The 24,961-nt window shown below is 60.0% G+C and carries 18 protein-coding genes; 10 read left to right on the top strand and 8 right to left on the bottom strand.

The window, feature by feature from the left end:
• Positions 1-186: 186 nt before the first annotated feature.
• The gene (locus AD668_RS24015; RefSeq protein WP_053162829.1) at positions 187-1,641 is read left to right on the top strand and encodes a catalase; all 1,455 of its coding nucleotides are present in this window, start codon (positions 187-189) and stop codon (positions 1,639-1,641) included.
• A gap of 148 nt (positions 1,642-1,789) precedes the next feature.
• On the top strand, positions 1,790-2,254 hold the full coding sequence (gene bfr / locus AD668_RS24010) for a bacterioferritin (protein ID WP_007970123.1): 465 nt from the start codon (positions 1,790-1,792) through the stop codon (positions 2,252-2,254).
• Between the two features lie 63 nt (positions 2,255-2,317).
• Here the strand turns inward: bfr and uvrA are convergent, their stop codons facing one another.
• Positions 2,318-5,152, bottom strand: coding sequence for an excinuclease ABC subunit UvrA (gene uvrA / locus AD668_RS24005; RefSeq protein ID WP_053162827.1), 2,835 nt, complete (start codon positions 5,150-5,152; stop codon positions 2,318-2,320).
• A 191-nt stretch (positions 5,153-5,343) separates the two neighbouring features.
• Between uvrA and AD668_RS24000 the strand changes: the two genes are divergently transcribed.
• On the top strand, positions 5,344-6,741 hold the full coding sequence (locus AD668_RS24000) for an MFS transporter (protein ID WP_053162825.1): 1,398 nt from the start codon (positions 5,344-5,346) through the stop codon (positions 6,739-6,741).
• A gap of 9 nt (positions 6,742-6,750) precedes the next feature.
• Positions 6,751-7,272 carry a single-stranded DNA-binding protein gene (locus tag AD668_RS23995; protein WP_053162823.1) on the top strand — a complete coding sequence of 174 codons (522 nt, stop codon included), beginning with the start codon at positions 6,751-6,753 and terminating at the stop codon, positions 7,270-7,272.
• A 79-nt stretch (positions 7,273-7,351) separates the two neighbouring features.
• On the opposite strand, the gene AD668_RS23990 is transcribed toward AD668_RS23995, so the two are convergent.
• Positions 7,352-8,176, bottom strand: a complete 825-nt coding sequence (locus tag AD668_RS23990) for an alpha/beta fold hydrolase (RefSeq protein ID WP_053162870.1) — start codon at positions 8,174-8,176, stop codon at positions 7,352-7,354.
• A gap of 36 nt (positions 8,177-8,212) precedes the next feature.
• Positions 8,213-8,767 (bottom strand): cysteine hydrolase family protein, encoded by a 555-nt coding sequence (locus tag AD668_RS23985; RefSeq protein ID WP_053162822.1) that lies wholly within the window; start codon positions 8,765-8,767, stop codon positions 8,213-8,215.
• Positions 8,768-8,869: 102 nt separating this feature from the next.
• On the opposite strand from AD668_RS23985, the gene AD668_RS23980 reads away from it, so the two are divergent.
• The 3 genes from AD668_RS23980 (at position 8,870) to AD668_RS23970 (ending at position 12,005) form a co-directional block, all read left to right on the top strand.
• Entirely contained in the window at positions 8,870-9,862 is a 993-nt protein-coding gene (locus tag AD668_RS23980; protein WP_053162820.1) for a GlxA family transcriptional regulator, read from the top strand.
• Positions 9,863-10,147: 285 nt separating this feature from the next.
• Positions 10,148-11,257 carry a DUF3182 family protein gene (locus AD668_RS23975; RefSeq protein ID WP_053162818.1) on the top strand — a complete coding sequence of 370 codons (1,110 nt, stop codon included), beginning with the start codon at positions 10,148-10,150 and terminating at the stop codon, positions 11,255-11,257.
• Positions 11,247-12,005, top strand: coding sequence for a S9 family peptidase (locus AD668_RS23970; RefSeq protein ID WP_053162817.1), 759 nt, complete (start codon positions 11,247-11,249; stop codon positions 12,003-12,005). Before AD668_RS23975 ends, AD668_RS23970 begins: the two co-directional genes overlap by 11 nt.
• Positions 12,006-12,071: 66 nt before the next feature.
• Here AD668_RS23970 and AD668_RS23965 read toward each other — a convergent pair whose 3' ends face one another.
• The 4 genes from AD668_RS23965 to AD668_RS23950 are packed head-to-tail and all read right to left on the bottom strand — an operon-like array spanning position 12,072 to position 16,054.
• Positions 12,072-13,058 carry a lysylphosphatidylglycerol synthase domain-containing protein gene (locus AD668_RS23965; protein WP_053162815.1) on the bottom strand — a complete coding sequence of 329 codons (987 nt, stop codon included), beginning with the start codon at positions 13,056-13,058 and terminating at the stop codon, positions 12,072-12,074.
• Complete coding sequence (clsB, locus tag AD668_RS23960; RefSeq protein WP_053162813.1) at positions 13,045-14,337, bottom strand: cardiolipin synthase ClsB; 1,293 nt, start codon at positions 14,335-14,337, stop codon at positions 13,045-13,047. The genes AD668_RS23965 and clsB overlap by 14 nt, the downstream gene beginning before the upstream one ends.
• Entirely contained in the window at positions 14,334-15,131 is a 798-nt protein-coding gene (locus tag AD668_RS23955) for an endonuclease/exonuclease/phosphatase family protein (RefSeq protein ID WP_053162811.1), read from the bottom strand. Before AD668_RS23955 ends, clsB begins: the two co-directional genes overlap by 4 nt.
• Entirely contained in the window at positions 15,128-16,054 is a 927-nt protein-coding gene (locus AD668_RS23950) for a DUF72 domain-containing protein (protein WP_053162809.1), read from the bottom strand. The genes AD668_RS23955 and AD668_RS23950 overlap by 4 nt, the downstream gene beginning before the upstream one ends.
• Before the next feature lie 225 nt (positions 16,055-16,279).
• Between AD668_RS23950 and AD668_RS23945 the strand changes: the two genes are divergently transcribed.
• Complete coding sequence (locus tag AD668_RS23945) at positions 16,280-18,409, top strand: mechanosensitive ion channel family protein (protein WP_053162868.1); 2,130 nt, start codon at positions 16,280-16,282, stop codon at positions 18,407-18,409.
• Between the two features lie 127 nt (positions 18,410-18,536).
• On the opposite strand, the gene AD668_RS23940 is transcribed toward AD668_RS23945, so the two are convergent.
• Positions 18,537-22,853, bottom strand: coding sequence for a DEAD/DEAH box helicase (locus AD668_RS23940; protein ID WP_053162808.1), 4,317 nt, complete (start codon positions 22,851-22,853; stop codon positions 18,537-18,539).
• A gap of 228 nt (positions 22,854-23,081) precedes the next feature.
• Here AD668_RS23940 and AD668_RS23935 point away from each other — a divergent pair, with 228 nt between their 5' ends.
• Together AD668_RS23935 and AD668_RS23930 are read left to right on the top strand one after the other, a co-directional pair.
• Positions 23,082-23,966: a sugar nucleotide-binding protein gene (locus AD668_RS23935; protein ID WP_053162806.1), complete on the top strand. Its 885-nt coding sequence runs from the start codon at positions 23,082-23,084 to the stop codon at positions 23,964-23,966.
• A complete protein-coding gene (locus tag AD668_RS23930) occupies positions 23,959-24,888 on the top strand; it encodes an NAD-dependent epimerase/dehydratase family protein (protein WP_053162803.1) in 930 nt (309 codons plus the stop codon). Before AD668_RS23935 ends, AD668_RS23930 begins: the two co-directional genes overlap by 8 nt.
• Positions 24,889-24,961: the final 73 nt, after the last annotated feature.

The following is a 24,961-nucleotide window of genomic DNA, read 5'->3' as shown; positions in this document are numbered from 1 at the left end:
AAACAAATGTGTTGGTTGTACAGATCTCTTCTTCCTCCAAGCCGTCATGATGTAGAGGGGAGGATCGTTAGGAATTATCTATCGATGTCTATGAGTCAATGAATTTGTAGGTGTCACATTGATGATCAATACTCCTTCTCAGCCGATTAGCCGGCAGTTCAAGACCGACAGAGGAAGGACGATCGCATGAGTCAGAACACAACGCTTACAACCGCCAGTGGCGCACCTGTTGCCGATAACCAGAATTCCCGTTCCGCCGGCCCCCGTGGCCCGCTGCTACTCGACGACTTTCACCTGATCGAGAAGCTCGCCCACTTCAACCGTGAAAACATCCCGGAGCGCCGCGTGCACGCGAAAGGCTCGGGCGCCTACGGTACGTTCACGGTCACTCGCGATATCACTCAATACACCAGCGCAAAACTGTTTGAATCGCTAGGTAAGCAAACCCCGACCTTTTTGCGGTTCTCTACGGTCGGTGGCGAACGCGGTTCGGCTGACACTGAGCGTGATCCCCGTGGTTTCGCGTTGAAGTTCTACACCGAAGAAGGCAACTGGGACATCGTTGGCAACAACACCCCGGTATTTTTCATCCGTGATCCGTTGAAGTTCCCTGACTTTATCCACACCCAAAAACGTCTGCCGCAAAGCAATCTCAAAAGTGCCCAGATGATGTGGGACTTTTGGTCGCACTCGCCTGAGGCACTGCATCAGGTAACGATCCTGTTTTCGGACCGTGGCATTCCTGACGGCTACCGTCACATGCACGGCTTCGGGAGCCACACCTACAGTCTGATCAGCGCCGATAACGAGCGGCATTGGGTCAAATGGCACTACAAGACCAAGCAGGGAATCAAGAACCTGGCACCAGCCGATGCAGCACGTTTGGCTGGTACAGATCCTGATTACGCCCAGCGTGACTTGTTCGAGGCCATTGAGCGCGGTGATTTCCCGAAATGGCGCGTCTGCATCCAGATCATGTCCGAAGCTCAAGCCGCTGCGCATTACGAGAACCCGTTTGATGTCACCAAGACCTGGTCGCAGAAAGAGTTTCCGCTGATCGAGGTCGGTGAGCTGGAGCTCAATCGCAACCCGCAAAATTACTTCGCTGAAGTCGAGCAGGCCACATTCGGCCCTAGCAACATGGTACCGGGTGTGGGGCTTTCGCCGGATCGTATGCTGCAGGGTCGGGTATTTGCCTATGCTGATGCACATCGCTACCGCGTCGGCACCAATCACCAGCAATTACCGGTGAATGCGCCTCGCTGCCCGGTCAACACCTATCAACGTGATGGTTCGATGGCGTTTGGCAGCAACGGCGGCGCAGCGCCGAACTACGAGCCGAATAGCTACGTCCATTCACCCAAGCAGGCACCTCATTTTGCTGAGCCTGCATTGGCGCTGAACGGAGCGGCTGATCGCTACGATCACCGCGAAGACACCGACTACTACAGCCATGCTGGAGCATTGTTCCGCTTAATGACAGAGGACCAGAAATCACTGCTGGTCAGCAACATCGCAGGTGCGATGGCGGGTGTTTCCAGCGATGTAATTGATCGTCAGCTCCAGCACTTCTACAAGGCTGATACGGCGTATGGAGAAGCAATCGCAAAGCAGCTCAACGTACAGCTTAACGAAGTCTAAATGAGAAGCAGAACCGCCCTTGTTTAGGCGGTTTTTGCGTTATTTAAGCTGCTTTTCTCAGAATATCTTCGCTTTTATTGCGTCTGGCGAGTGACGTTATGGTCGGGTTGGTTCAAACTGTAACTTTCAAGCAGGGAGATGTAGGGCAATGCAAGGCCACCCAGACGTAATCGATTACCTCAACACGTTGCTGACCGGCGAACTGGCCGCGCGTGATCAATATTTCGTCCACTCGCGGATGTATGAGGACTGGGGTTTCACCAAGCTCTACGAACGTATCAACCACGAGATGGAAGAGGAAGCAGGGCACGCCGATGCGCTGATGCGCCGGATCCTGATGCTCGAAGGCACGCCGCGCATGCGCCCGGACGATCTTGATGTCGGCACTACGGTGACCGAGATGCTCGAAGCGGATTTGCGCCTGGAATACAAAGTCCGTGCTGCGCTGTGCAAGGGCATCAAGCTCTGCGAGCAGCACAAGGACTATGTCAGCCGCGAAATGCTGCGGGTTCAATTGCATGACACCGAAGAAGATCACACCTACTGGCTCGAGAAGCAGTTGGGTCTGATCAAGTTGATCGGGCTTGAGAACTACCTGCAATCCCACGCCTGATTCAACGGATACAAAAAAGCCCCTGTCACTGATGAAGTGACAGGGGCTTTTTCATGAGTCGGATTAAGCCCGATCACGTTCCAACAGCGGTTTCAGGTAGTAGCCGGTGTGAGATTGCTTCATCTCGGCGACTTCCTCGGGTGTGCCAACCGCAATGATCTGCCCACCCTTGGAGCCACCTTCCGGCCCAAGGTCCACCAGCCAGTCAGCGGTCTTGATCACGTCCAGGTTGTGTTCAATCACCACCACGGTATTGCCGTGATCGCGTAGGCGATGCAGTACGTCCAGCAGTTGCTGAATGTCCGCGAAGTGCAGGCCGGTCGTTGGCTCGTCGAGGATGTACAAGGTTTTGCCGGTGTCGCGTTTGGACAATTCGCGGGAGAGTTTCACCCGCTGGGCTTCACCACCGGACAAAGTGGTCGCCGATTGTCCGAGTTTGATATACGACAGACCGACATCCATCAACGTTTGCAGCTTACGCGCCAGTGCGGGGACCGCGTCGAAGAACACCCTTGCTTCCTCGATGGTCATTTCGAGGGTTTCGTGAATGCTCTTGCCCTTATACTTGATCTCCAGGGTTTCGCGGTTGTAACGCTTGCTCTTGCAGACGTCGCACGGGACATAAATGTCCGGCAGGAAGTGCATCTCCACCTTGATCAGGCCATCGCCCTGGCAGGCCTCGCAGCGTCCGCCCTTCACGTTGAAGGAGAAGCGCCCTGGCCCGTAACCCCGGGAGCGGGATTCCGGCACGCCGGCGAACAACTCGCGGATCGGCGTGAACAATCCGGTGTAAGTCGCCGGGTTGGAGCGCGGTGTACGGCCGATAGGGCTTTGGTCGATGTCCACGACCTTGTCCAGGTGTTCCAGGCCCTTGATGCTGTCGTGGGCGGCAGCCTCAAGCGTGGTCGCGCCGTTCAGCGCCGTGGCACTTAATGGAAACAGCGTGTTGTTGATCAGCGTCGACTTGCCCGAGCCGGACACACCGGTCACGCAGGTCAGCAGGCCGATCGGAATCTCCAGGTCGACATTGCGCAAGTTGTTGCCACGAGCTCCTTTGAGGGACAGCGTCAGCTTCTTGTTGCGCGGCGTGCGATTGGCCGGGACTTCGATCTTCACGCGCCCTGAAAGGTACTTGCCCGTCAAGGAATCCGGGTGAGCCATGACTTCCGCCGGCGTACCTTCGGCGACGATATGCCCGCCGTGCACGCCGGCGCCTGGACCGATGTCCACCACATAGTCGGCCAGGCGAATGGCGTCTTCATCGTGTTCGACCACGATCACCGTATTGCCAATGTCGCGCAGGTGTTTAAGAGTGCCAAGCAACCGGTCGTTATCGCGCTGATGCAGGCCAATCGACGGTTCGTCGAGGATGTACAGCACGCCGACCAGACCGGCGCCGATCTGACTGGCCAAGCGGATTCGCTGGGCCTCGCCGCCCGACAACGTGTCGGCACTGCGATCAAGCGACAGGTAATCGAGACCTACGTTGACCAGAAACTGCAGGCGCTCACGGATTTCCTTGAGGATCTTGTCGGCAATCTCGCCACGACGGCCGGTCAGTTTCAACCCGCCGAAGTATTCGCAAGCATCGCCGATGGGCAGGTTGGTCACTGCCGGCAGGGTCTTCTCGCCGACCCATACGTGCCGTGCTTCACGGCGCAGGCGGGTGCCGCGGCAATCAGGGCAGGATTGAGTGCTGAGGAACTTGGCCAGCTCTTCACGCACCGAGGCCGACTCGGTTTCGCGGTAACGGCGTTCCAGGTTTGGCACGATGCCTTCGAACGGGTGCGAGCGTTTGACGATATCGCCACGGTCGTTCAGGTATTTGAAGTCGACGTTTTGCGAACCGCTGCCGTGCAGGATGAATTTCTGCTGATCGGCCGGCAGCTCGTTGAACGGCACTTCGAGGCTGAACTTATAGTGCGAAGCCAGCGATCCGAGCATCTGGAAGTAATAGACGTTGCGCCGATCCCAGCCGCGAATCGCACCTTCGGCCAGGGTCAAATCACCGTTGACCAGTCGCTTGATGTCGAAAAACTGCTTAACCCCCAAACCATCGCAGGTCGGGCAGGCACCGGCGGGGTTGTTGAAGGAGAACAGCTTGGGTTCCAGTTCGCTGATGGCATGGCCGCAGATCGGGCAGGCGAAGCGCGCGGAGAAGATCATTTCTTCACCGGGCTCATCGTCCATCGGCGCCACGAGGGCGATGCCGTCCGCCAGTTTCAGCGCGGTCTCGAAGGATTCGGCCAGGCGTTGTTGCAAGTCGGCGCGAACCTTGAAGCGGTCGACCACGACATCAATGGTGTGTTTTTTCTGTTTGTCGAGCTTGGGTGCTTCGTCCAGCTCATAGAGCTTGCCGTTGATTCGGGCGCGGACGAAGCCCTGTGCGCGCAGCTCTTCGAAGACCGACAGATGTTCGCCTTTGCGCTCGCGGATCACTGGGGCCAGCAGCATCAGCTTGCTGCCCTCCGGTTCGGCGAGGACCAGGTCGACCATCTGGCTGACGGTCTGCGCTTCGAGCGGGATGTCGTGATCCGGACAACGCGGAATACCTACGCGTGCATACAGCAGGCGCAGGTAGTCGTAGATTTCAGTGATGGTGCCGACGGTCGAGCGCGGGTTGTGCGAGGTCGACTTCTGTTCGATGGAGATCGCCGGCGACAGGCCTTCGATGGTGTCGACATCTGGCTTTTCCATCATCGACAGGAACTGCCGGGCATAGGCCGACAGCGATTCGACGTAGCGGCGCTGACCTTCGGCGTACAGGGTGTCGAACGCCAGGGATGACTTGCCCGAACCGGACAGGCCGGTGATGACGATCAGCTTGTCCCGTGGCAGGGTCAGGTCGATGTTCTTCAGGTTGTGGGTTCGAGCCCCACGAATCAGGATCTTGTCCAAAGTGGCCTCGCTCGGCGGGCGTCGAAAACATAGGAGTATACGGCCAAATACTGGATGGATGCACACTATCAAGCAAGTGGGTTACTGTCGTACATGAAGAGTGTGTCAGCAATGCGCGGCAAAGCGTCGCGATATATCCCGTCAATCGATGGGACTGGTAGAATCGCCGCCGGTTCACATGAGGTTTTTCCATGCACGATCCCCACAGCGAGCGTATGAGTGGCAGCGAGACCCGCGCAGCAAGCGGTCTGGCCCTGGTGTTCGCCTTCCGTATGCTTGGCATGTTCATGGTGTTGCCGGTACTGGCGACCTATGGGATGGATCTGGCGGGAGCAACCCCGGCCTTGATCGGTCTGGCGATTGGCGCTTACGGCCTGACGCAGGCGGTTTTCCAGATTCCGTTCGGTATCATTTCCGACCGCATAGGTCGTCGCCCGGTGATTTACCTGGGGTTGATCGTCTTCGCCCTCGGCAGTGTGCTGGCGGCCAATGCCGATTCGATCTGGGGCGTTATCGCCGGACGAATCCTGCAGGGCGCCGGGGCGATTTCCGCGGCGGTCATGGCATTGCTGTCAGACCTGACCCGCGAGCAGCACCGGACCAAGGCCATGGCCATGATCGGTATGACGATTGGTCTGTCGTTCGCGGTCGCCATGGTCATAGGGCCGTTGCTGACGCGTGTTTTCGGCCTGTCCGGGTTGTTTTACGCCACGGGTGGCATGGCGCTGTTCGGCATCGTCATCGTGATGTTCATGGTGCCGCGCTCCACCGGGCCGTTGCAGCATCGTGAGTCCGGTGTGGCGCGTCAGGCGCTGATGCCGACGCTCAAACATCCGGACCTGCTGCGCCTGGATCTCGGCATCTTTGTGTTGCACGCCATGTTGATGTCGAGTTTCGTTGCCTTGCCCCTGGCCCTGGTCGAAAAAGCCGGCCTGCCCAAGGAGCAACACTGGTGGGTCTACCTGACCGCGCTGCTGATTTCTTTCTTCGCCATGATCCCGTTCATTATCTACGGCGAGAAGAAACGCAAAATGAAACGAGTTTTACTCGGCGCCGTCGTGACGCTTCTGTTCACTGAGCTATTCTTCTGGCAGTTCGGCGACAGCTTGCGGGCTCTGGTGATTGGTACGGTGGTGTTTTTCACTGCGTTCAATCTCCTGGAAGCTTCGTTGCCGTCGCTGATCAGCAAGGTTTCACCGGCGGGTGGCAAAGGCACTGCGATGGGGGTTTATTCCACCAGCCAGTTCCTCGGGTCGGCACTGGGCGGCATTCTCGGCGGCTGGATGTTCCAGCATGGCGGTCTGTCGGTTGTGTTCCTCGGATGCGCCGGTCTGGCTGCCCTCTGGCTGGTCTTTGCTGTTACCATGCGCGAACCTCCCTACGTCACAAGCCTGCGCTTGCTGTTGTCGCCTGAGGCGATCCGCGAAGCGGGTCTGGTCGAGCGCCTGAAGGCGGTCGTAGGGGTAACAGATGCAGTGATCGTCGCGGAAGAAGCGGCTATTTACATCAAATTGGACACCGAACTATTGGATCGCACCACCCTTGAGCGCCTGGTGAACAACCCGGCCGGGGCAGCGTGCGTAGCCTAGGAGAACGTTATGGCCCGTGGGGTTAACAAAGTCATATTGGTCGGCACTTGCGGCCAGGATCCCGAAGTTCGCTACTTGCCTAACGGTAACGCCGTGACCAACCTGAGTCTGGCGACCAGCGAACAGTGGACCGACAAGCAAACCGGTCAGAAAGTCGAAAAGACCGAATGGCACCGTGTATCGATGTTCGGCAAGGTTGCAGAAATCGCCGGCGAATACCTGCGTAAAGGTTCGCAGGTCTACATCGAAGGCAAACTGCAGACCCGCGAGTGGGAAAAAGACGGCATCAAGCGTTACACCACTGAAATCGTGGTCGACATGCAAGGCACCATGCAACTGCTGGGCGGCCGTCCACAGGGCGACCAACAGGGCCAGGGCGGTGGTAACAACTACCAACAATCCGCTCCGCGCCAACAGGCACCGCGTCCTCAGCAGTCGGCACCGCAACAGCGTTCGGCTCCGGCTCCACAGCAGGCTGCGCCGCAACCGGCTCCGGATTTCGACAGCTTTGATGACGATATCCCGTTCTAAGCATTCGTTAGACCGAACGGTATAAAAAAGCCCGTAGCGCTTACACGCTACGGGCTTTTTGTTTTTCGTATGTGGCGATTCAGCCCTTGGCGAACGCCAGCATGTCCGCGTTCACCTTCTCTTTATGGGTATCGGTCAGCCCATGGGGCGCGCCGGGGTAGACGAGCAACTGCGCATGCTCGATCAACCGCTTGCTCTCCAGGCCCGCAGCCTGAATCGGCACGATCTGGTCATCATCGCCGTGGAGGATCAGGGTCGGCACATCAAATTTCTTTAGATCCTCGCGGAAATCGGTTTCCGAGAATGCCTTGATGCTGTCAAGGGTGTTCTTGTGGCCGCCCATCATGCCTTGCATCCAGAACGAGTCGATCAGCCCCTGGGAGGATTTGGCGCCCGGACGGTTGAAACCGAAGAACGGACCGCCGGCAATGTCCTTGTAGAGTTGTGAGCGGTCGGCGATGGAGCCGGCGCGGATGCCGTCGAAGACTTCGATCGGCAAGCCCTTGGGGTTGCTTTCGGTTTTCAGCATCAGCGGTGGTACGGCGGAGATCAGTCCGGCCTTGGCCAGGCGTTTGGTGCCGTGACGGCCGATGTAACGGGCCACTTCACCGCCGCCGGTGGAAAAGCCGAAAAGAATCACGTCCTTGAGGTCCAGGTGTTCGATCAACTCCGCCAGGTCGTCGGCGTAGTGATCCATGTCGTTGCCGTCCCACGGCTGGCTGGATCGGCCATGGCCCCGACGATCGTGCGCGATGGCGCGGAAGCCGTTGTTGGCGAAGTGCAGCATCTGCGATTCCCAACTGTCGGCGCTCAAGGGCCAACCGTGGCTGAACACCACCGGTTGTCCGCTGCCCCAATCCTTGTAGTAAAGGGTGTTGCCTTCGCGAGTCGTCAGAGTAGCCATGTCGAACATCTCCAGAACGTAGCGTGGGTTGGGTGTTTACTGGTTGGCAGTCAGGAAGTCGTCGGTGGAGACCACACTGGCGTAGGCAAAGCCCAGGGCGGACATAAAGGCCGCATGCACGTGGGCTGCCGGAACGGTCAGGCCGTTGAATTCCAGGTCGCGGCTGGCACAGGCGTCGTGAATCACCGTGACGCTGTAGCCCAGATCATTGGCGGCGCGGGTAATGCCGTCGACACACATGTGGCTCATGCTGCCCACGACCACCAACTCCTTGATGCCTTTCTCATCGAGGATTGACTGTAGTTCGGTTTCGCGGAACGAGTTGACGAAGTGCTTGAGCACCACTGGCTCGTTGGCGCGGTTGAGGACTTTGGGATGCAGTTTGGCGCCTTCGGAGTTCGGGGTGAAAAACGGTGCATCCTCGGAGGTGAACTCGTGGCGGATGTGCACCACCGAATCACCTGCGTCGCGGAAGGCCTTGATCAGGCGCACGGCATTGTCCGCAGCGGCGTCGGCACCGACCAGCGGCCACTTGCCTTGGGGGAAGTAGTCGTTCTGGATATCGACTACGATGAGCGCTTGCTTGGCCATGACTGTTACCTCGAAGTGTGTGTTGGGTGTGGAATGAAGTATCAGGTTTAGCTGACATTCCGAGGATTGGCCGCACCGACAATAAGAGGGGGAAAACTGACAATGGACGCACAAAGGGCAATCGCCGAATTGGGGGTACTGATTTACCCCGGCGCGCAGATGGCGGCCGTGCATGGGTTGACGGACTTGTTCGGCGTGGCCAACCGGATCGCTGCCGAGCATCAGGCTGTGCAGTTGCCGTTGCTACGCGTCAGCCATTGGCAGGTCCGGGACGAGCAAGTGCCGGAGCGCGTCTTCGACAGCCAACCAGGGCCGGATCGCGCCATGGTGGCCGTGCTGATTCCGCCATCGATTGCCGGTTTCTCCGAAGGCCAGGCGCCGCAGGGTTTGATCCGCTGGTTGTGCGAACAACATGCCAGCGGTGCGACGCTGGGCGGAGTATGCGTAGGGTCGATCCTGCTGGCTGAAAGCGGTTTGCTCGACGGCCGCAGCGCCACCACGCACTGGACCTCTGCGAAAACCTTCGCCGAGCGTTACCCGGCCATCAAACTCAAGGCCGATACACCCATTGTCGATGACGGTGACTTGATTACCACTGCTGGATTGATGGCTTGGTCCGAGTTGGGTTTACGTCTGGTCGACCGCTTGCTCGGGCCGAGTATCGCCACCGGCACGGCGCGTTTTCTGGTGGTGGAGCACAGCGACAGTGCCAGTGAATGCGGCAGCAACTTTGCGCCGATCCTCAGCCATGGCGATGCATCGATCCTGAAAGTGCAGCACTGGTTGCAAAGCACCGGCGCGACCGATGTTTCATTGTCGGCGATGTCCGAGCGGGCAGGGCTGGAAGAGCGCACATTTCTGCGGCGTTTCCGTTCAGCCACCGGGCTCAAGCCCACCGAATACTGCCAACATCTGCGCGTGGGTAAGGCCCGAGAAATGCTCGAATTCACCAACGGCACCATCGATCACATTGCCTGGACTGTGGGTTATCAGGACCCCGGAGCATTTCGCTCGACCTTCAAGAAAATCACCGGGCTGGCGCCGAGTGATTATCGAACGCGGTTTGGTGTCACGCCGGCTAGCGCCACACGCTAGATGCCTCACCACAAACCCATGCAGGAGCGAGCTTGCTCGCGATAGCGGCTTAGCATTCAACATAGATGTTGACTGGCATTCCACCATCGCGAGCAAGCTCGCTCCTACAGGGGGTCGTGCAAAATGCCTGAACCTCAACAGGCTTCGTGCAGATTAAAACAGGCAAGTTGCCATCACGTTTTGCGCAACCCATTGATTTGAAAGCCATTGCACCCGCCTGGTCATTGGCGTGATCTCTGCACTCCCTATCACTACATTCATCACGCGCCGATTGAAGGGGGATGCATGACCCCGGCAAACCGCAAGAAACTGGTGGTCGCTCATTCGGTTAACGCCGACGCGCCGTTGCACGAAGTCGAGACCAACCGGGCACTCGCCCGTTGGCTCGCGCAAATACTCGGGCTCAAATACGCGGGCAGTTACAACGCCGACTTGCATGACGGAAAGGATCTGTATCTGTTGCCCACCCAAACCCTGGTCGGCGCCGCCGCAGCAAGAGCATTGGGGGTCGAGGGGCCAGACGATTTGTGGGGCGGTTATGTCGACCACGATTTCATCTGCACCAAGGCCATCAGCCACGGCTTGCTGAACCACAACGCTCGTGCACCTCAAGGTTGGGCGCCGTTGTTCTCCGAGCGGGTGCGCAGCGTGGTGCTCGACGGTCTCAGCGTGTTTTCCTTTGAAGATGCGCGGCCGGCAGCGGAACATCTGCTGTACAACGGGCCGATTCGCCTCAAGCCGATTCATGCCTGTGCGGGGCGCGGGCAGGAAGTGATCAAAAGCCTCGATCAATTCGACGACATCCTTGCCCGGCCAGACGCTAAAACCCTGTTCAACGAAGGCGTGGTACTGGAGCAGGATCTGGAGCAGGTCATCACCCACAGCGTGGGTCAGAGTTTTGTCGGCGACAAAGTACTGAGTTACTGCGGTGAGCAATACTTGACCGAAGACGCCCATGGCGAGCCGGTATACGGCGGCTCCGACCTGCTGGTGGTGCAGGGCGAGTATGACGATTTGCTGTTGCTCGACCTGGCTGAAGACGTGCGCCTGGCGATTGAGCAGGCCCAGGTATTCGACAGCGCTGCGAATGAAGCCTACCCCGGATTTTTTGCGTCGCGGCGCAACTACGACATCGCTCAGGGGGTGGACAGCAACGGTCGGCAACGCAGTGGCGTGCTCGAACAATCCTGGCGCCTGGGCGGGGCCAGCAGCGCCGAGGTCGCGGCATTGCAGAGTTTCATCAACGATCCGGACATGCGCGCCATTCGCGTGTCTGCCGTCGAGACCTACATCGACCAGCCGCTGCCGCCAAACGCCATTGAGGTGTATCGCGGCCCGGCTCAGGACAGTGATTTTCTACTCAAGTACGTAACGGTCAAATCCTATGACGGCTAGAAGCGAAAGCATTCAAATCGACATCGACGACGAACAGATGAGCGGGACCTTTCTCAGTCCAAAATCGAAAGTCCCCGGCGTGTTGTTTGTGCACGGCTGGGGCGGCAGTCAGGAGCGCGACCTGGAGCGGGCCAAAGGTATCGCCGGGCTGGGTTGTGTGTGCCTGACGTTTGATTTGCGCGGCCATACCGGGGGCACAGGCATTCCCTTGACCCGAGTGACGCGCGAGGACAATTTGCGGGACTTGCTGGCAGCCTATGATCGTTTGCTTGCGCATCCTGCGCTCGATACCTCGGCGATTGCCGTGGTCGGCACCAGTTACGGCGGCTACCTGGCTTCGATCCTTACGTCGCTCAGGCCGGTGCGCTGGTTGGCACTGCGGGTGCCGGCGCTGTATCGCGACGAAGAATGGCACACGCCTAAACGCGATCTGGACAAGCTCGATTTGTGCGATTACCGCAGTACCCTGGTGCGCGCCGACACAAACCGTGCGTTGCATGCGTGTTCGGCATTTACCGGAGATGTGTTGCTGGTGGAGTCCGAGACCGACGACTTTGTTCCCCACGCAACGATCATGAGTTATCGCGCGGCGTGTCAGCAGACGCATTCGCTGACGCACCGCATCATCGATGGTGCCGATCACGCCTTGAGCGACCCGGTTTCACAGCAGGCCTACACGTCGATCCTGGTGGACTGGATCACGGAGATGGTAGTGGGTGAACGGTTGAGCATTATTCAATCGAAATGATTTGAGGCGTTCTCGCGGATGCCTTCGCCGCTTGCTCGCGATGGCGTCCTGACTACCAACAACAATTCACTTGGGTTTCTTGCTGATCCGCAACGACTTGGCCTTGGCTTCGACGATCAGGTACATCACTAAGGTGATCAACAGCGGCAACAGAAAATAGATCGCCCGATATGCCAGCAATCCTGCCACCAGACTGCCCCGTGATGCCTCATGTTGCAGCAGCGCCACAAACACCGCTTCCAGCACGCCGAGCCCGGCGGGGATGTGCGTGATGACCCCGGCAATTGCGCTGATCAGCAATACACCCAGCACCAACGGGTAATCGAGCTTGCTCGGCAGCAGGGTGAAAATGACCGCTGCCATCAGCGACCAGTTCAGCGCGCCGAGGCACAGTTGCAGGATCGCCATGCGCAGCGACGGCAAATTGATTTCCACTCCACGAATCGACCATTCCCGACGACTGGAAAAACGGCAAGCCGCCAGGTATCCGGCACTCACCAGCAGCAACAACACTCCCACCGCTTGCAGCGCACCGCTGCTCAGTTTCCAGCCCGGTGGCATGCGCACCAATCCACTGCTGAACACCACGCCGGCGATCAGCATGTAGCCGATCCAGTTGGTCGCCAGGCTCAGGCCGAGGATTTTCGCGATGTTGCTCTTGCTCACCCCGAGGCGCGAGTACAGCCGATAACGCATGGCAATGCCACCGACCCAGGCACTCAAGTTGAGGTTGAAGGCGTAGCTGATGATGCCCACCGGGAGGATCTGTTTCCAGGTCAGGTCCTGACGGATGTAAGTGCGCCCGATCAGATCGAAACAGGCATACACCAGAAAACTCAGCACTGTCAGGGAGGACGCGATGATCAAGGTGCGCACTTTGAAATCGGCCAGGGTCTCGAGCACTTCGGCCCATTCGATGCGCTGGGCGAACATCGTCAACAACACAATCAGCGCCAGAAAAAACAACATGGTCAGCGGTTTTTTCCAACGGCTCCAGCGCGACTTGGCCGGGTGCTCGGTGTGGGACGTCGATCCGGTATCAGCGTGGCTCATGGTGATCGCTCCCGGTCGCAGGCGTGAAGGGTTTCAGGCGTGGTTTGTGCGCCGGTAGCCAACCGGCCCATGCCGGAAAATGCCGCAGAAAGTGAAATACCAGAAAGCCGACGGTCATGTGCCAGACCCGTCCGCGTGGCATTTTTTCGGGGGACATGATCTTGCAGTGATGGTCGCTGAGGTCTTCGAGTCGGTCGTACAGCTCACGGTTGAACTGGCGATCGCGAATCAGCACGTTGGCCTCAAGGTTCATCGACAGACTCAACGGGTCCAGATTGCTGGAGCCGACGGTGCTCCAGTCTTCGTCCACCAGCGCCACTTTGCCGTGCAGCGGTCGGTCGCAGTATTCGTAGATTTTTACCCCGGACTTGAGCAAGTAGTCGTAGGTCATGCGCGCCGCGAGCTTGGCCACCATCATGTCTGGTTGGCCTTGCAGGATCAGCCGCACATCGACGCCCCGGCGCGACGCGTTGCGAATTTCGCGCAACAGCCGATAACCCGGAAAGAAGTAGGCATTGGCGATCACCACCCGCCGTTGTGCAGTGCGCAACACCTGCCGATAGACCTCTTCAATGTCCGTCGGGTGTTCGCCGTTGTCGCGGTACACCAACCGCACTTGACCGTCATGATCGTTGATGGCCAGTTCGGAGCGCCGTTGTCGGCGCCTTTGCCACCAGTATTTGGCCCGCGCCGGGCGACCGCATTGCAGCAAGGCAAAGTGATGGATGTCAGCGACCACCGGCCCCTGTACTTCAACCGAATAATCCTGCTTGGCCTCAGGGCCGAAGTCAGCCAGATGATCGGCGGAAAAATTGATCCCGCCGATGAAGGCGACAGTCCCGTCCACCACCACGATTTTGCGATGCAAACGTCGGAACCAGTTGGTGCGGATGCCCAGGCGTTTCGGTGCCGGATCGAACATCTGCAAATGCACGCCCGCGCCGCTTAGAGCGGTGAGAAACCCGGTGCTCAATTCGCCGCAACCGAAGCCGTCGAGGCTGACGGTGGTGCGCACGCCCCTTTGTGCCGCTTCGATGAGGATCTGTTGCAGTTCGTTGCCAACCTTGTCTTCGAACAGAATGAAGGTTTCCAGCAGGATTTCGTTCTGGGCCTGACGCAACGCTTCGAACACTCGAGGAAAATACGCCTCGCCATTTTCCAGCAACTCGACTCGATTGCTGCCTTGCCAGCCGTATTCGACATCGACTGCTGTCGGCTCGCGTACCGGCGGCGCGGGGATGTGTTCAACCGTGGTTTTTTCCATCGACTGGCTGCTCATAGCTCGATCTCCACCGATAGCGGGACGTGGTCGGAAAGGTGGGACCAGGGCCGGCTTGCCAGCACCTGCGGATGGCTGGCCTTGAGGTGGCGCACGTAGATGCGGTCCAGACGCAAAGCCGGCAAACGTGCGGGAAAACTGCGCGCCGGTTTGCCATGATGTTCGGCAAAGACTTCGCGTAATCCGCTGGGTTTGAGCAACGCATCGGCGCGCTGGCGCCAGTCATTGAAGTCACCGGCAACGATTACCGGCGCGTCGTCTGGCAGCGCGTCCAGGCGTTGGGCCAACAGAGCGAGTTGCGCGTTGCGGTGGGTTTCCCGAAGGCCCAGGTGCACGCAGATGGCGTGCACCTCGCGACCGTCGCCGGGCAGGCGCAACACGCAATGCAGAATCCCGCGGTTTTCGTGACCGCTGATGGACACGTCGAGATTGTCATGACGAATAATCTGGAATTTCGACAGCAGCGCGTTGCCGTGATCGCCCGCCGGATAGACCGCGTTGCGCCCATAGGCGAACTGTGGCCAAAGGGTGTCGGCGAGGAATTCGTACTGCGGTATCGTCGGCCAATTGTTGTAGCGCTTTGGATGCTGCTCGTGGGTGCCATGGACTTCCTGCAAAAACACCACATCGGCGGACACACTGCGCACCGCTTCGCGCAGTTCCGGCAGGATGAAACGCCGATTGAGCGCGGTGAATCCTTTGTGGGTGTTGACCGTCAGCACCGTGAACCGACGCACTTGGGTGTCGATGCTGGACTGTTCGTCCGTCACGCCGACAGGCTCTGAAATGCTCATGACAACACGCCCTCCACAGCGGGCTCACCGGGAACGGTGTCCAGATCCTTGTCGAGGTGCAATCGCTCCAGTAAACGACGGGCATCGAAAGGCGCCCGGACTTTGATGTCGTTATCGAAATAGCAGAAGACTTCACGGGACTTGCGTGGCTTTGGCTTCAGGCGAGGTGCAATCAGCTGCGGATCGCTCGGTTGTCGGCCGTGCTGCCATGCTTCGATCCGGTCGCCCCAGCGCTGCAAGGCCTGCGGCGTGTAACCGCTGGCGTAGAGTTCTTCGGCGCCATGCAGTCGCAGATAGACAAAGTCGCTGGTGATGTCTTCGCGGTACGGCCATTTACCCGCGGTGTCGGCGATCACCAGGGCGGTGTTGTAGCGTTTGAGCAGGCGAATGAACGCCGGGTCGACAAAGCTCTCGTGGCGGATTTCCACGGCGTGGCGTAAACGCTTCTTTTTGTAGGCCTTCAGGCTGGCATGGCCGTTGACGTGGGCGTCATGCTGACGGGCGAGGGCGGCGGCTTGTTCGGTGTCGCGGGGCAGCTGGTCAAGGAAGGTCTCGAACAGCCCAGCGTCGAATTTGAAGTCAGGAGGGAACTGCCAGAGGATCGGTCCGAGCTTTTCTTTCAGCTCCAGTACCCCGGAGGCAAAGAAGTTCGCCAAGGGCTTGTGAACCTCCCGCAGGCGTCTGATGTGGGTGATGAAACGCGGGGCTTTGACGCTGAACACGAACTCGGCGGGCGTTTCGCCATACCACTGAGCGTAACGTTCCGGCCGCTGCAGGGCGTAAAACGATCCATTGATTTCGATGCTGTTGACCGCCCGTGAGGCGAATTGCAATTCTCGCTTCTGGGCCAGCCCCTTCGGGTAGAAATCCCCGCGCCAGGGCGTATACCGCCAACCTGAAATACCGATATGAATCGCCGCCATGTCGCCTCCGGTCCGATGCCCTGTCTTTGAAGGACTGCACGGTGGCGCCGAAAGTTTCGACGGGGCTACGGACGGTTGACCGCCGCTTGCAGCGTAGGAGCTGGCGCAGCATGCGTGCTAATGTCACCCGGCGAGTTTTTCGACGATGCATTGGCGGGCCAGGTGCGAACTTGTCCGGCATTTCTCGATCAGTTCCTTACAGTCACAGCCAACGGAGAGGGTGCTTTGATCGGGCTCAAGATCGCGACTTTACTGGGTGCACTGCTGTTTTTGGGCAGCGAGACGCTCGAAGCAGCGGCGATACCGGGATTGCCGGCTGCCGCCAGTACCGCCGCGACACCCGCGGCGCACCCAGAACCGCTGGTGCAGGGCGGATTGCTGGGCGCCATCAGTTCGAGCATTGACGAGGTCCAGAGCAAGCTCGACCTCAACGAGCACCTGGTCGACACCTGGCGCCTGCGCGCTGATCGGGCGGTGGATGAAGTCGATGAGCTGGTCAATCGTCCATCGGCTCGCTCGAGCTGGAGCGTCCTGGGGGATTTCCTTCTGCTGACCTGCGTCTGGGCTGGCGTATTTGCGCTGCTTTGGCTGGTCGGGCGCCTGTTGGCGCAACGTCTGGGTGCACATCGCTGGCTGCTCAGTCGCGAGCGTGGCCAAGCGTTGCTCGGCTACTTGTTGCCCTACGCAATTCCGGCGGTAGTCAGTTTGCCGCTGACGATATATGCCAGCCAGTTTTTGCAGGTTTCAGCGGGTCGGGCCCTGGCGCTGTGTTTTGCCTACGCGACGAGCGCCGGCGTTTTTGCCGCGTCATTGGTGATGTCGCTGGTGGTGGTGTTCAACGTCGGGCACAAGCGCCGGGCGGTGCGGATCATCCGAGAACACAGTCCCCGGCCGCTGTTCTCCATCGGTTTTCTGGTTGCCCTGAGCGATGCCCTGACCAGCCCGCAGATCGCCCATCAACTGGGTAATAACCTCACCAGCAGCGTCGCCGTTTTTACCGGGCTCGCCGCTTCAATTTCGTTTGGCTTGCTGGTGATCCGCATGCGTCGGCCGGTGGCTCATGTGATTCGGATTCTGCCGCTGGCCCAGCGCGTCAGCCAGCCGGCATTGCGTGAAACCCTGCGCATATTTTCCGGGCTCTGGTACTGGCCAATCCTGTTGATGGTGCTGGTATCGATCATCAACCTGATCGGCATTGGTGACGACAATCAGACTGTGCTGCGCAGCGCGCTGTTCACCACCGTGTTGCTGATTGCCACGGTGTTTCTCAGCACCACGCTGCATCATTTGTTCAAGGCACGCAGCGAATCGGATGTGCGGCGCGGCAGTGCCTACAAAGAGCGTTTCCTGAACCTGTCCCACGCGTTGTTGCGCATTGCCATGGCCGTCGTGTTCATCGATGTCCTGGGACGCATCTGGGGCGTGTCGTTGTTCGAGTTTGCGGTCAGTAACGCAGTGGGCCGAGCGATCAGCGATTCCCTGAGCCATATCGGTCTGATCTTCCTGGTGACGTGGATGGTCTGGGTGGTGCTCGACACGGCCATTCAGGAGGCCTTGAAACCACCGGCAAGCAAGCGCTCGGCGCGCCAGCCGAGTACACGGGTGAAAACCATCCTGCCGCTGTTGCGCAATGCGATCAAAATCATCCTGGTGGTGATCTGCGCAATCACCACCATGGCCAACCTGGGAATCAACGTTGCGCCGTTCCTGGCTGGTGCCGGGGTAGTGGGCCTGGCGATCGGTTTCGGTTCCCAGCAACTGGTGCAGGACGTGATCACCGGGTTGTTCATCATCATCGAAGACACCCTGTCCATCGGCGACTGGGTGGTGCTCGATTCCGGTCATGCCGGTACCGTCGAGGGCTTGACCATTCGCACCTTGCGCCTGCGTGACGGCAAGGGGTTCGTGCACTCGGTGCCGTTCGGCCAGATCAAGGCGGTGACCAACCAATCGCGGCAATTCGCCTATGCGTTTTTCTCGGTACAGTTCACCTATGACACGGATGTGGACAAGGCCATCGAGTTGATTCGCGAAGCCGGGCATTCGATCAGCAACGATCCCTTCCTGCGTTACAACCTGCAAGGGCCGCTGGATGTCTTCGGCGTCGACAAGATGGACCTCAACGGAGTGGTGCTGACCTCGCAATTCCGCACGGTGTCCGGCGGGCAATATGCGGTGAGCCGGGCGTTCAATCAGCGTTTGAAAAAACTTGTGGATAACAGTCCGTGGGTGCACTTCGCGCAGACTTATCCACAGCAGGCGCTGGTGCCGAGGCATCCAGTCGAGGCGCCGCCGCAGGTTGAGTCAGAGCCGGAGCATTCGGTATTGATGCCCGATGGGTCGCGGTCGCAGTAAGTCGTCCGGGAGGTTTTTGTTGGGTTTGAGGGCCCCTTCGCCAGCAAGCCGGCTCCTACAGGGATATGCGCAGGTACATCAACCAGTAGGAGCCGGCTTGCTGGCGAAGGGGCCAGCGCAAACGCCATCAATGCCGGATCAGCTTATTGCGCACCTCTTCGCTGGCTTGCTGATCAAGTTCCACCCAGAACAAAGGCTTGCCGGCAATCTCGGCAGCCACCGGCAGGCCATCGCGATACACCAGCCGATTGCTCGCCAGCGCCGGGACTTTCGCACCGGGCAACAGCGTGCCGGCGAGATTCAGCGGATCGACCCCGCAAACGGCGACGAGACTGCCATCCTTCGGTCGGCCCCGTACTTCTCGCAATAACGGAATCGCCTCGGGGAGCGCAAATTGCTCCCCCGCCAGGCCGCTGACAAACCGCCCGCCACGAATCTCGCCCCGAGCCTCCAGGCGATGAAAAGTGCGCAGCAGCTCGCGCCAGCTCGGCAGCCAGTCCGCCTCACGTTCCAGCAGGCGCCAGAACACCACGCCGTAGCGGCGCAGCAAGGTCATGGCAATGTGTTCCAGCGTATCGGCGGGTGTCGGCGCCGGACGTGGGTTATCCACAGCCGGCACGGCGGGAGCGCGACGCAACAGCGCCCATCGCCCCGCATCGTCCATGCCGCCGATGAAGGCCCCACGTCCGCGGTGACTGCTGCGGTTCTGCCGCTTGCTGGCCGGCGTAATCAGCGCGCGCAGTCCGGCGAAGCTGTCGGCGTTCACCAGTCCGGCGCCTACCAGTTCCTGCAAGGCGATTTCCAGTTCCGAACGCAGCAGATGGGCCTCGTGAATCAGCTCATCGAAAAACAGCGCGCCGTGCTGACTGAGGGCGGCGTGAACCTTTTGCGTTTTCGGTGACAGTTCACTGATTGGCGTCTGCTCGGTCAGCCCGCTCCAGAGCCCGACCTGACTGCGCGGCAGCAACACAATCGGTGTACTGCGCAACGCGGTGCCGGTGCCCTTGTTGCGCGCGCTCAGACGCGTCCACACCAGCCTGCCGCTACGGCACAGCTCATCGAGCCACAACGCCGAGTAATCCTTGATCCGCGCCGGCAGGATGTCGCTGTCCCACGCAGAAGCGGCGGCGGGGTAGCCTTCGAATTGGCTGACCACGACCGGCAACACGGCCGCGCCTTGACCCTGATTGGCACTGGACACATGCTGCCAATCGAACAGAAACCGCATGAAGTCCTGCAAAGCCACCGGCTCGATTTCCCGGCGCAGGCGCTTGACCGTGTAGCGATGAATACGTGCGAGCAAATGCCGCTCGCACCATTCTTCCTCTTGGGTGCCGGGGTTGAAACGTCCGCGCAGGACATAGCCCTCACGCTCCAGTTGCGCCAAGGCCTGGCTCACGACAGGGCCGGATAAGCCGAGGGGTTCGGCAATAGCATGCAGCGGTAGCGGTCCGAAGGCGCTGAGTCGCGCCCGGATCATGTCGACCAAGGCTTCGTCCCGCTCCCAGACTTCATCGAAACCCGGTAGCGCCAGCAAGGGTGGCGAACATTGTGCCTGTGGATAAATCGCCCTTAGACAGGTCAGCCGTTCCAACGCCAGCCACAACGATTGCACAGCGTTGATCTGCAAACGGCTGGCGCGACCGCTCTGGGCCAACGCGTTGAGCCAGTTGCGCCACTGCGGATTGACCTCGGCTTCTGCGTCAGTGATACACGCCAGGCTCATCAGCGCTTCATGCATTTCATCGATGCCCGTGGGCGCAGGCCAGGCTTCTTTGCGCACAGCGTTGATCGCCTCGGCATCCAGTGCACCGAGGTCGTCGGTCGATTGCGGGTCGCTCCAGCGCCGGTTGAGCACAGCTTGGGTGCGGCGCTCTTCCAGCGGCGCGTCGTCGAGAAAGGTGTAGGGCCGGGCGCTGAGAATTTCTGCTGCCAACGGGGAGGGCGCCGGCAGGTCGCGACTGATCAGACGCACCTCGCCGCGCTCCATGCGGCGCAGCAAGGCGAGCCAGCCTTCGCAGTCCATGGCGTCGTGCAGGCAATCGTCGAGGGTTTGTTCCACCAGCGGATGGTCAGGAATTTCCCGTTCGCCGGCGAGGTTTTCCACGCAAGCGATCTGATCGGGGAACACGCTGGCGATCAGGTCTTCGCTTTTCATTCGCTGGATTTGCGGCGCCACTTTGCGCCCGCCGCTGTAGCGCGGTAACGCCAGGGCCACCCCGGTATTCCAGCGCCAGCGTACGCCGAACAGCGGCGCGTCGAGCACAGCCTGAATCAGGAGGTGTTCGGCACTGTTGCTGTGGATATATCGCCAGACATCGTCCAGTTCGAAGCTGTGGCTGGTGGACAGCGACAGCACGATGGCGTCTTCGCTGGCGGCGGCCTGCAATTCGAAGTTGAAGGTGCGGCAGAAACGCTTGCGCAGGGCCAGACCCCAGGCGCGGTTGATGCGGCTGCCGAACGGCGTGTGAATGATCAGTTGTGTGCCACCGGACTCGTCGAAAAAGCGCTCCATCAGCAGCGTGTCTTGCGACGGCAGGGCGCCCAGGGTTTGACGCGCTGGAGCCAGGTAGTCCACCAGTTGTTCAGCGCTGGCGACGTTCAGGCCAAGGGTCTCGGTCAGCCAGTCGAGTGCCGGTTGCAAGTTGCCCGGCGTGCAGCCAAGCAACTTATCGAGGTGCGCTTGCAGGCGCGCTACCGCCCAAGACAATTCAGCGCTGCGCCCCGGTGCTTCGCCGAGCCAGAACGGAATGGTCGGTGGCTGACCCTGGGCGTCTTCGACCCGGACCTTGCCGGTTTCGACGCGCAGGATCCGATAGGACGTATTGCCCAACTGGAAGATATCGCCGGCGATGCTTTCCACCGCAAAGTCTTCGTTGATGGTGCCGATGTTCAGCCCTTGGGGCTCCAGCAGTACGCTGTAGTCAGCGTTGTCCGGAATCGTCCCGCCGCTGGTCACGGCGGTGAGTTTTGCGCCCCGGCGACCGCGCAGGGTGCGGGTCACGGCGTCGCGGTGCAGGTAGGCGCTACGGATGCCCTGACGCCCGTTGTAGCCCTCGGCGAGCATGTGCAGCAGCGCTTGATAATGCTTGTCGTCGAGTCCCGCATACGGCGACGCCCGGCGGAACATGTCCAGTAGCGCTTGCTCCTGCCATTCCTGGCAGCTGACTTCGGCGATGATCTGCTGCGCCAGTACATCCAGCGGTGCCTTGGGAATCGACAACGTGTCGAGCTCGCCCCGACGCACGCAGTCGAGCAGCGCGGAGCATTCGATCAGGTCGTCGCGGGTGGTGGCGAACAGTCGACCCTTGGGCGTGCCACCAACCTGGTGCCCGGAGCGACCGACTCGCTGCAGAAAACCGGCAATCGAACGTGGCGAGGCGATCTGGCACACCAGGTCGACGTCGCCGATATCGATCCCCAGCTCCAGCGATGCCGTGGCGATCAGCACTTGCAGGTCGCCGCGCTTGAGCCGCTGTTCGGCGTCGAGGCGAAACTCTTTGGCCAGGCTGCCGTGGTGGGCGGCCACGGCTTGCTTGCCCAGGCGTTCGCTGAGGTGACGACTGAGGCGCTCGGCCAGGCGCCGGGTGTTGACGAAAATCAGCGTGGTGCGGTGTTGCCGGGCGAGGGCGGCGAGACGGTCATAGACCAGTTCCCAGACATCGTTGGCCATCACCGCCGACAGCGGTACCGGAGGTACTTCGATGTCCAGATCACGGGGCCGGGCATGACCGATGTCGATGATCTCGCAAGGACGATCACGACCCACCAGAAAACGCGAGACTGCCCCGATGGGTTTTTGCGTGGCCGACAGACCGATGCGCATCAGCGGTTCGGCGCACAGGGTCTGCAAGCGTTCAAGGCTCAGGGCCAGGTGACTGCCGCGTTTGCTGGCGGCGATGGCGTGGATCTCGTCGACGATCACCGTGCGGGTGGTTGCCAGCATCTGCCGGCCGGAGTCGGAACCCAGCAGCACGTAAAGCGATTCGGGGGTGGTGACGAGGATGTGCGGCGCCATCTTGCGCATCGCCGCGCGATCTTTCTGCGGGGTATCGCCGGTGCGAACGGCGGTGGCGATCTGCACCTCGGGCAGACCCATTGCACGCAATTGCTCGGTAATTCCGGCCAATGGGTTTTGCAGGTTGATCTGGATGTCGTTGGACAAGGCTTTGAGCGGCGAAACGTAAACCACCAGGGTTTCGTCAGGCAGGCCGCCAGGGCTTTCAAGGCCTCGGTGGACCAGATCGTCGATCACGGCGAGGAAGGCGGTGAGGGTCTTTCCGGAACCGGTGGGCGCGGCGATCAATGTCGAGCGGCGCTGGCGGATCAACGGCCACGCCCGGGCCTGGGCGGCGGTGACCGCAGGGAAGGTGTGGCTGAACCAGGCGCTGACGGCGGGGTGGAAGCCGTTCAGGGCACTGTCTGCGGGGATGGGCAGGTTCATGGGGCAATTTATGCGGGTGGGTGGGCCAAGATGCAAGTACCGCTGGGGATCTGGGCTTGCTGGCAATGGGGCCAGTAGCATCACCACAAATCCCGGACATCTACACTTTACGGATGACGGTTGCGCACTAAACCCGCAAAATGCAACGATTCGCGCAACTTTCAACGACATCGCCCGCAAGCGCTGTCGACAAACCATCGTTCCAATCAGACTGGGCCTGCTGACTCTATGCGAATGCGCCTTATGTTACTGGGCGGCGGAAATGCCCTTGGGCAGGCGCTGATTCGCCTCGGTGCAGAGGAAGACATCGGTTTCCTCGCCCCCCGCCCGCCACAAGATGGCTGGGATGCCGCGAGCCTGACGCAACTGCTCGACGACACGCGCCCGGACGCGTTGATCAACCTCGCCTATTACTTCGACTGGTTTCAGGCCGAAGCGGTCAGCGAACAACGCCTGGCCCGACAGGAACGGGCGATCGAGCGTCTGGCCGAACTGTGCCAGCACCACAATATCGTGCTGTTGCAACCTTCGAGCTATCGGGTGTTCGACGGCTCCCGCGCTACCGCCTACAGCGAAAAAGACGAACCACTGCCCCTGGGCCTGCGCGGTCAGGCGTTATGGCGGATCGAACAAAGTGTGCGTGCCACCTGCCCGCAACATGTATTGCTGCGTTTCGGCTGGCTGCTCGATGACAGCCCCGATGGGACCCTTGGCCGCTTCCTCGCCCGAGCCGAAAAGCCGGAAGAGCTGCTGATGGCCGATGATCGCCGCGGTAATCCAACGCCGGTAGACGACGCCGCTCGCGTGATCATTTCGGTGCTCAAACAACTCGATTGCTCCGCGCCGCTGTGGGGCACCTACCACTACGCCGGGCATGAGGCGACCACGCCGCTGGCGTTGGGGCAGGCAATTCTTACCGAAGCCCGCAACCTGCATGAGCTGGCCATCGAAGCGCCGACCGCCCAGGCTCATGCCACGCGTCCGGATGCCGCCGAAGAGCCGCAACACGCTGTGCTGGCCTGCAAGAAGATTCTCCACACTTTCGGGATCAAGCCACGCGCCTGGCGTGCGGCACTCCCCGGTCTACTGGACAGGTTCTATCGCCATGGCTGAAGGTCCCGTTTTAATCACCGGCGGTGCCGGTTTCATTGGCTCGCACCTGACCGATGCCCTGCTAGCCAAGGGCCATTCGGTGCGCGTTCTCGATGACTTGTCCACCGGCAAGCGCAGCAACCTGCCGCTGGATAATCCCAGGGTCGAGCTGATGGTGGGCGATGTTGCCGACGCAGCGCTGGTTGCCCGGGCGATGGTCGGTTGCAGTGCAGTGGCGCACCTGGCGGCCGTGGCCTCGGTGCAGGCCTCGGTGGACGATCCGGTGAAAACGCACCAGAGCAACTTCATCGGTACGCTGAACGTCTGCGAAGCCATGCGCCAGGCCGGGGTCAAACGCGTGTTGTTTGCCTCCAGCGCCGCGGTGTACGGCAATAACGGCGAAGGCGAGTCCATCGACGAAGACACGCCGAAAGCGCCGTTGACGCCTTATGCGTCGGACAAGCTGGCCAGCGAGCATTACCTGGATTTTTATCGACGCCAGCATGCGCTGGAGCCGGTGATCTTTCGTTTCTTCAATATCTTCGGCCCGCGCCAGGATCCGTCCTCGCCGTATTCCGGGGTGATCAGTATTTTCAGCGAGCGCGCGCAGAAAAGTCTGCCGATCACGGTGTTCGGTGATGGCGAGCAGACGCGTGATTTTGTCTACGTCGAAGACCTGGTCGATCTGCTGGTGCAAGCCATCGAAAAAAACCAGGTCGAATCGGGCGCAATCAACGTCGGCTGGAACCAGGCAACGACGCTAAAACAGTTGCTCGAAGCCCTTGAAACCGTGGTCGGTGAGTTGCCTCCCGTGAGCTACGGTCCGGCCCGTTGCGGTGACATTCGGCATTCCCGGGCGAACAACCGGCGGCTGTTGGAGCGCTTCAAAACCACCGAACAGACACCCATGAGTGTTGGCCTGGCGCGGTTGTTGGAACGATAAATCGTTTCAAGCGGACATGAAAAAGGCGCCTTTTTACAGGCGCCTTTTTCACGGCCGGAATTTACGTTACAAC

The organism is Pseudomonas sp. P1.8, assembly GCF_001269805.1.
Lineage (GTDB): Bacteria > Pseudomonadota > Gammaproteobacteria > Pseudomonadales > Pseudomonadaceae > Aquipseudomonas.
Note: the sequence above shows the minus strand (reverse complement) of the source record. Positions and strands in the feature narration are given on the sequence as shown.

Coding starts and splice junctions, on each gene's coding strand:
- AD668_RS24015 (WP_053162829.1), top strand. CDS start 187: ATGAGTCAGAACACAACGCTTACAACCGCCAGTGGCGCACCTGTTGCC.
- bfr (WP_007970123.1), top strand. CDS start 1,790: ATGCAAGGCCACCCAGACGTAATCGATTACCTCAACACGTTGCTGACC.
- AD668_RS24000 (WP_053162825.1), top strand. CDS start 5,344: ATGCACGATCCCCACAGCGAGCGTATGAGTGGCAGCGAGACCCGCGCA.
- AD668_RS23995 (WP_053162823.1), top strand. CDS start 6,751: ATGGCCCGTGGGGTTAACAAAGTCATATTGGTCGGCACTTGCGGCCAG.
- AD668_RS23990 (WP_053162870.1), bottom strand. CDS start 8,176: ATGGCTACTCTGACGACTCGCGAAGGCAACACCCTTTACTACAAGGAT.
- AD668_RS23985 (WP_053162822.1), bottom strand. CDS start 8,767: ATGGCCAAGCAAGCGCTCATCGTAGTCGATATCCAGAACGACTACTTC.
- AD668_RS23980 (WP_053162820.1), top strand. CDS start 8,870: ATGGACGCACAAAGGGCAATCGCCGAATTGGGGGTACTGATTTACCCC.
- AD668_RS23975 (WP_053162818.1), top strand. CDS start 10,148: ATGACCCCGGCAAACCGCAAGAAACTGGTGGTCGCTCATTCGGTTAAC.
- AD668_RS23970 (WP_053162817.1), top strand. CDS start 11,247: ATGACGGCTAGAAGCGAAAGCATTCAAATCGACATCGACGACGAACAG.
- AD668_RS23965 (WP_053162815.1), bottom strand. CDS start 13,058: ATGAGCCACGCTGATACCGGATCGACGTCCCACACCGAGCACCCGGCC.
- clsB (WP_053162813.1), bottom strand. CDS start 14,337: ATGAGCAGCCAGTCGATGGAAAAAACCACGGTTGAACACATCCCCGCG.
- AD668_RS23955 (WP_053162811.1), bottom strand. CDS start 15,131: ATGAGCATTTCAGAGCCTGTCGGCGTGACGGACGAACAGTCCAGCATC.
- AD668_RS23950 (WP_053162809.1), bottom strand. CDS start 16,054: ATGGCGGCGATTCATATCGGTATTTCAGGTTGGCGGTATACGCCCTGG.
- AD668_RS23940 (WP_053162808.1), bottom strand. CDS start 22,853: ATGAACCTGCCCATCCCCGCAGACAGTGCCCTGAACGGCTTCCACCCC.
- AD668_RS23935 (WP_053162806.1), top strand. CDS start 23,082: ATGCGAATGCGCCTTATGTTACTGGGCGGCGGAAATGCCCTTGGGCAG.
- AD668_RS23930 (WP_053162803.1), top strand. CDS start 23,959: ATGGCTGAAGGTCCCGTTTTAATCACCGGCGGTGCCGGTTTCATTGGC.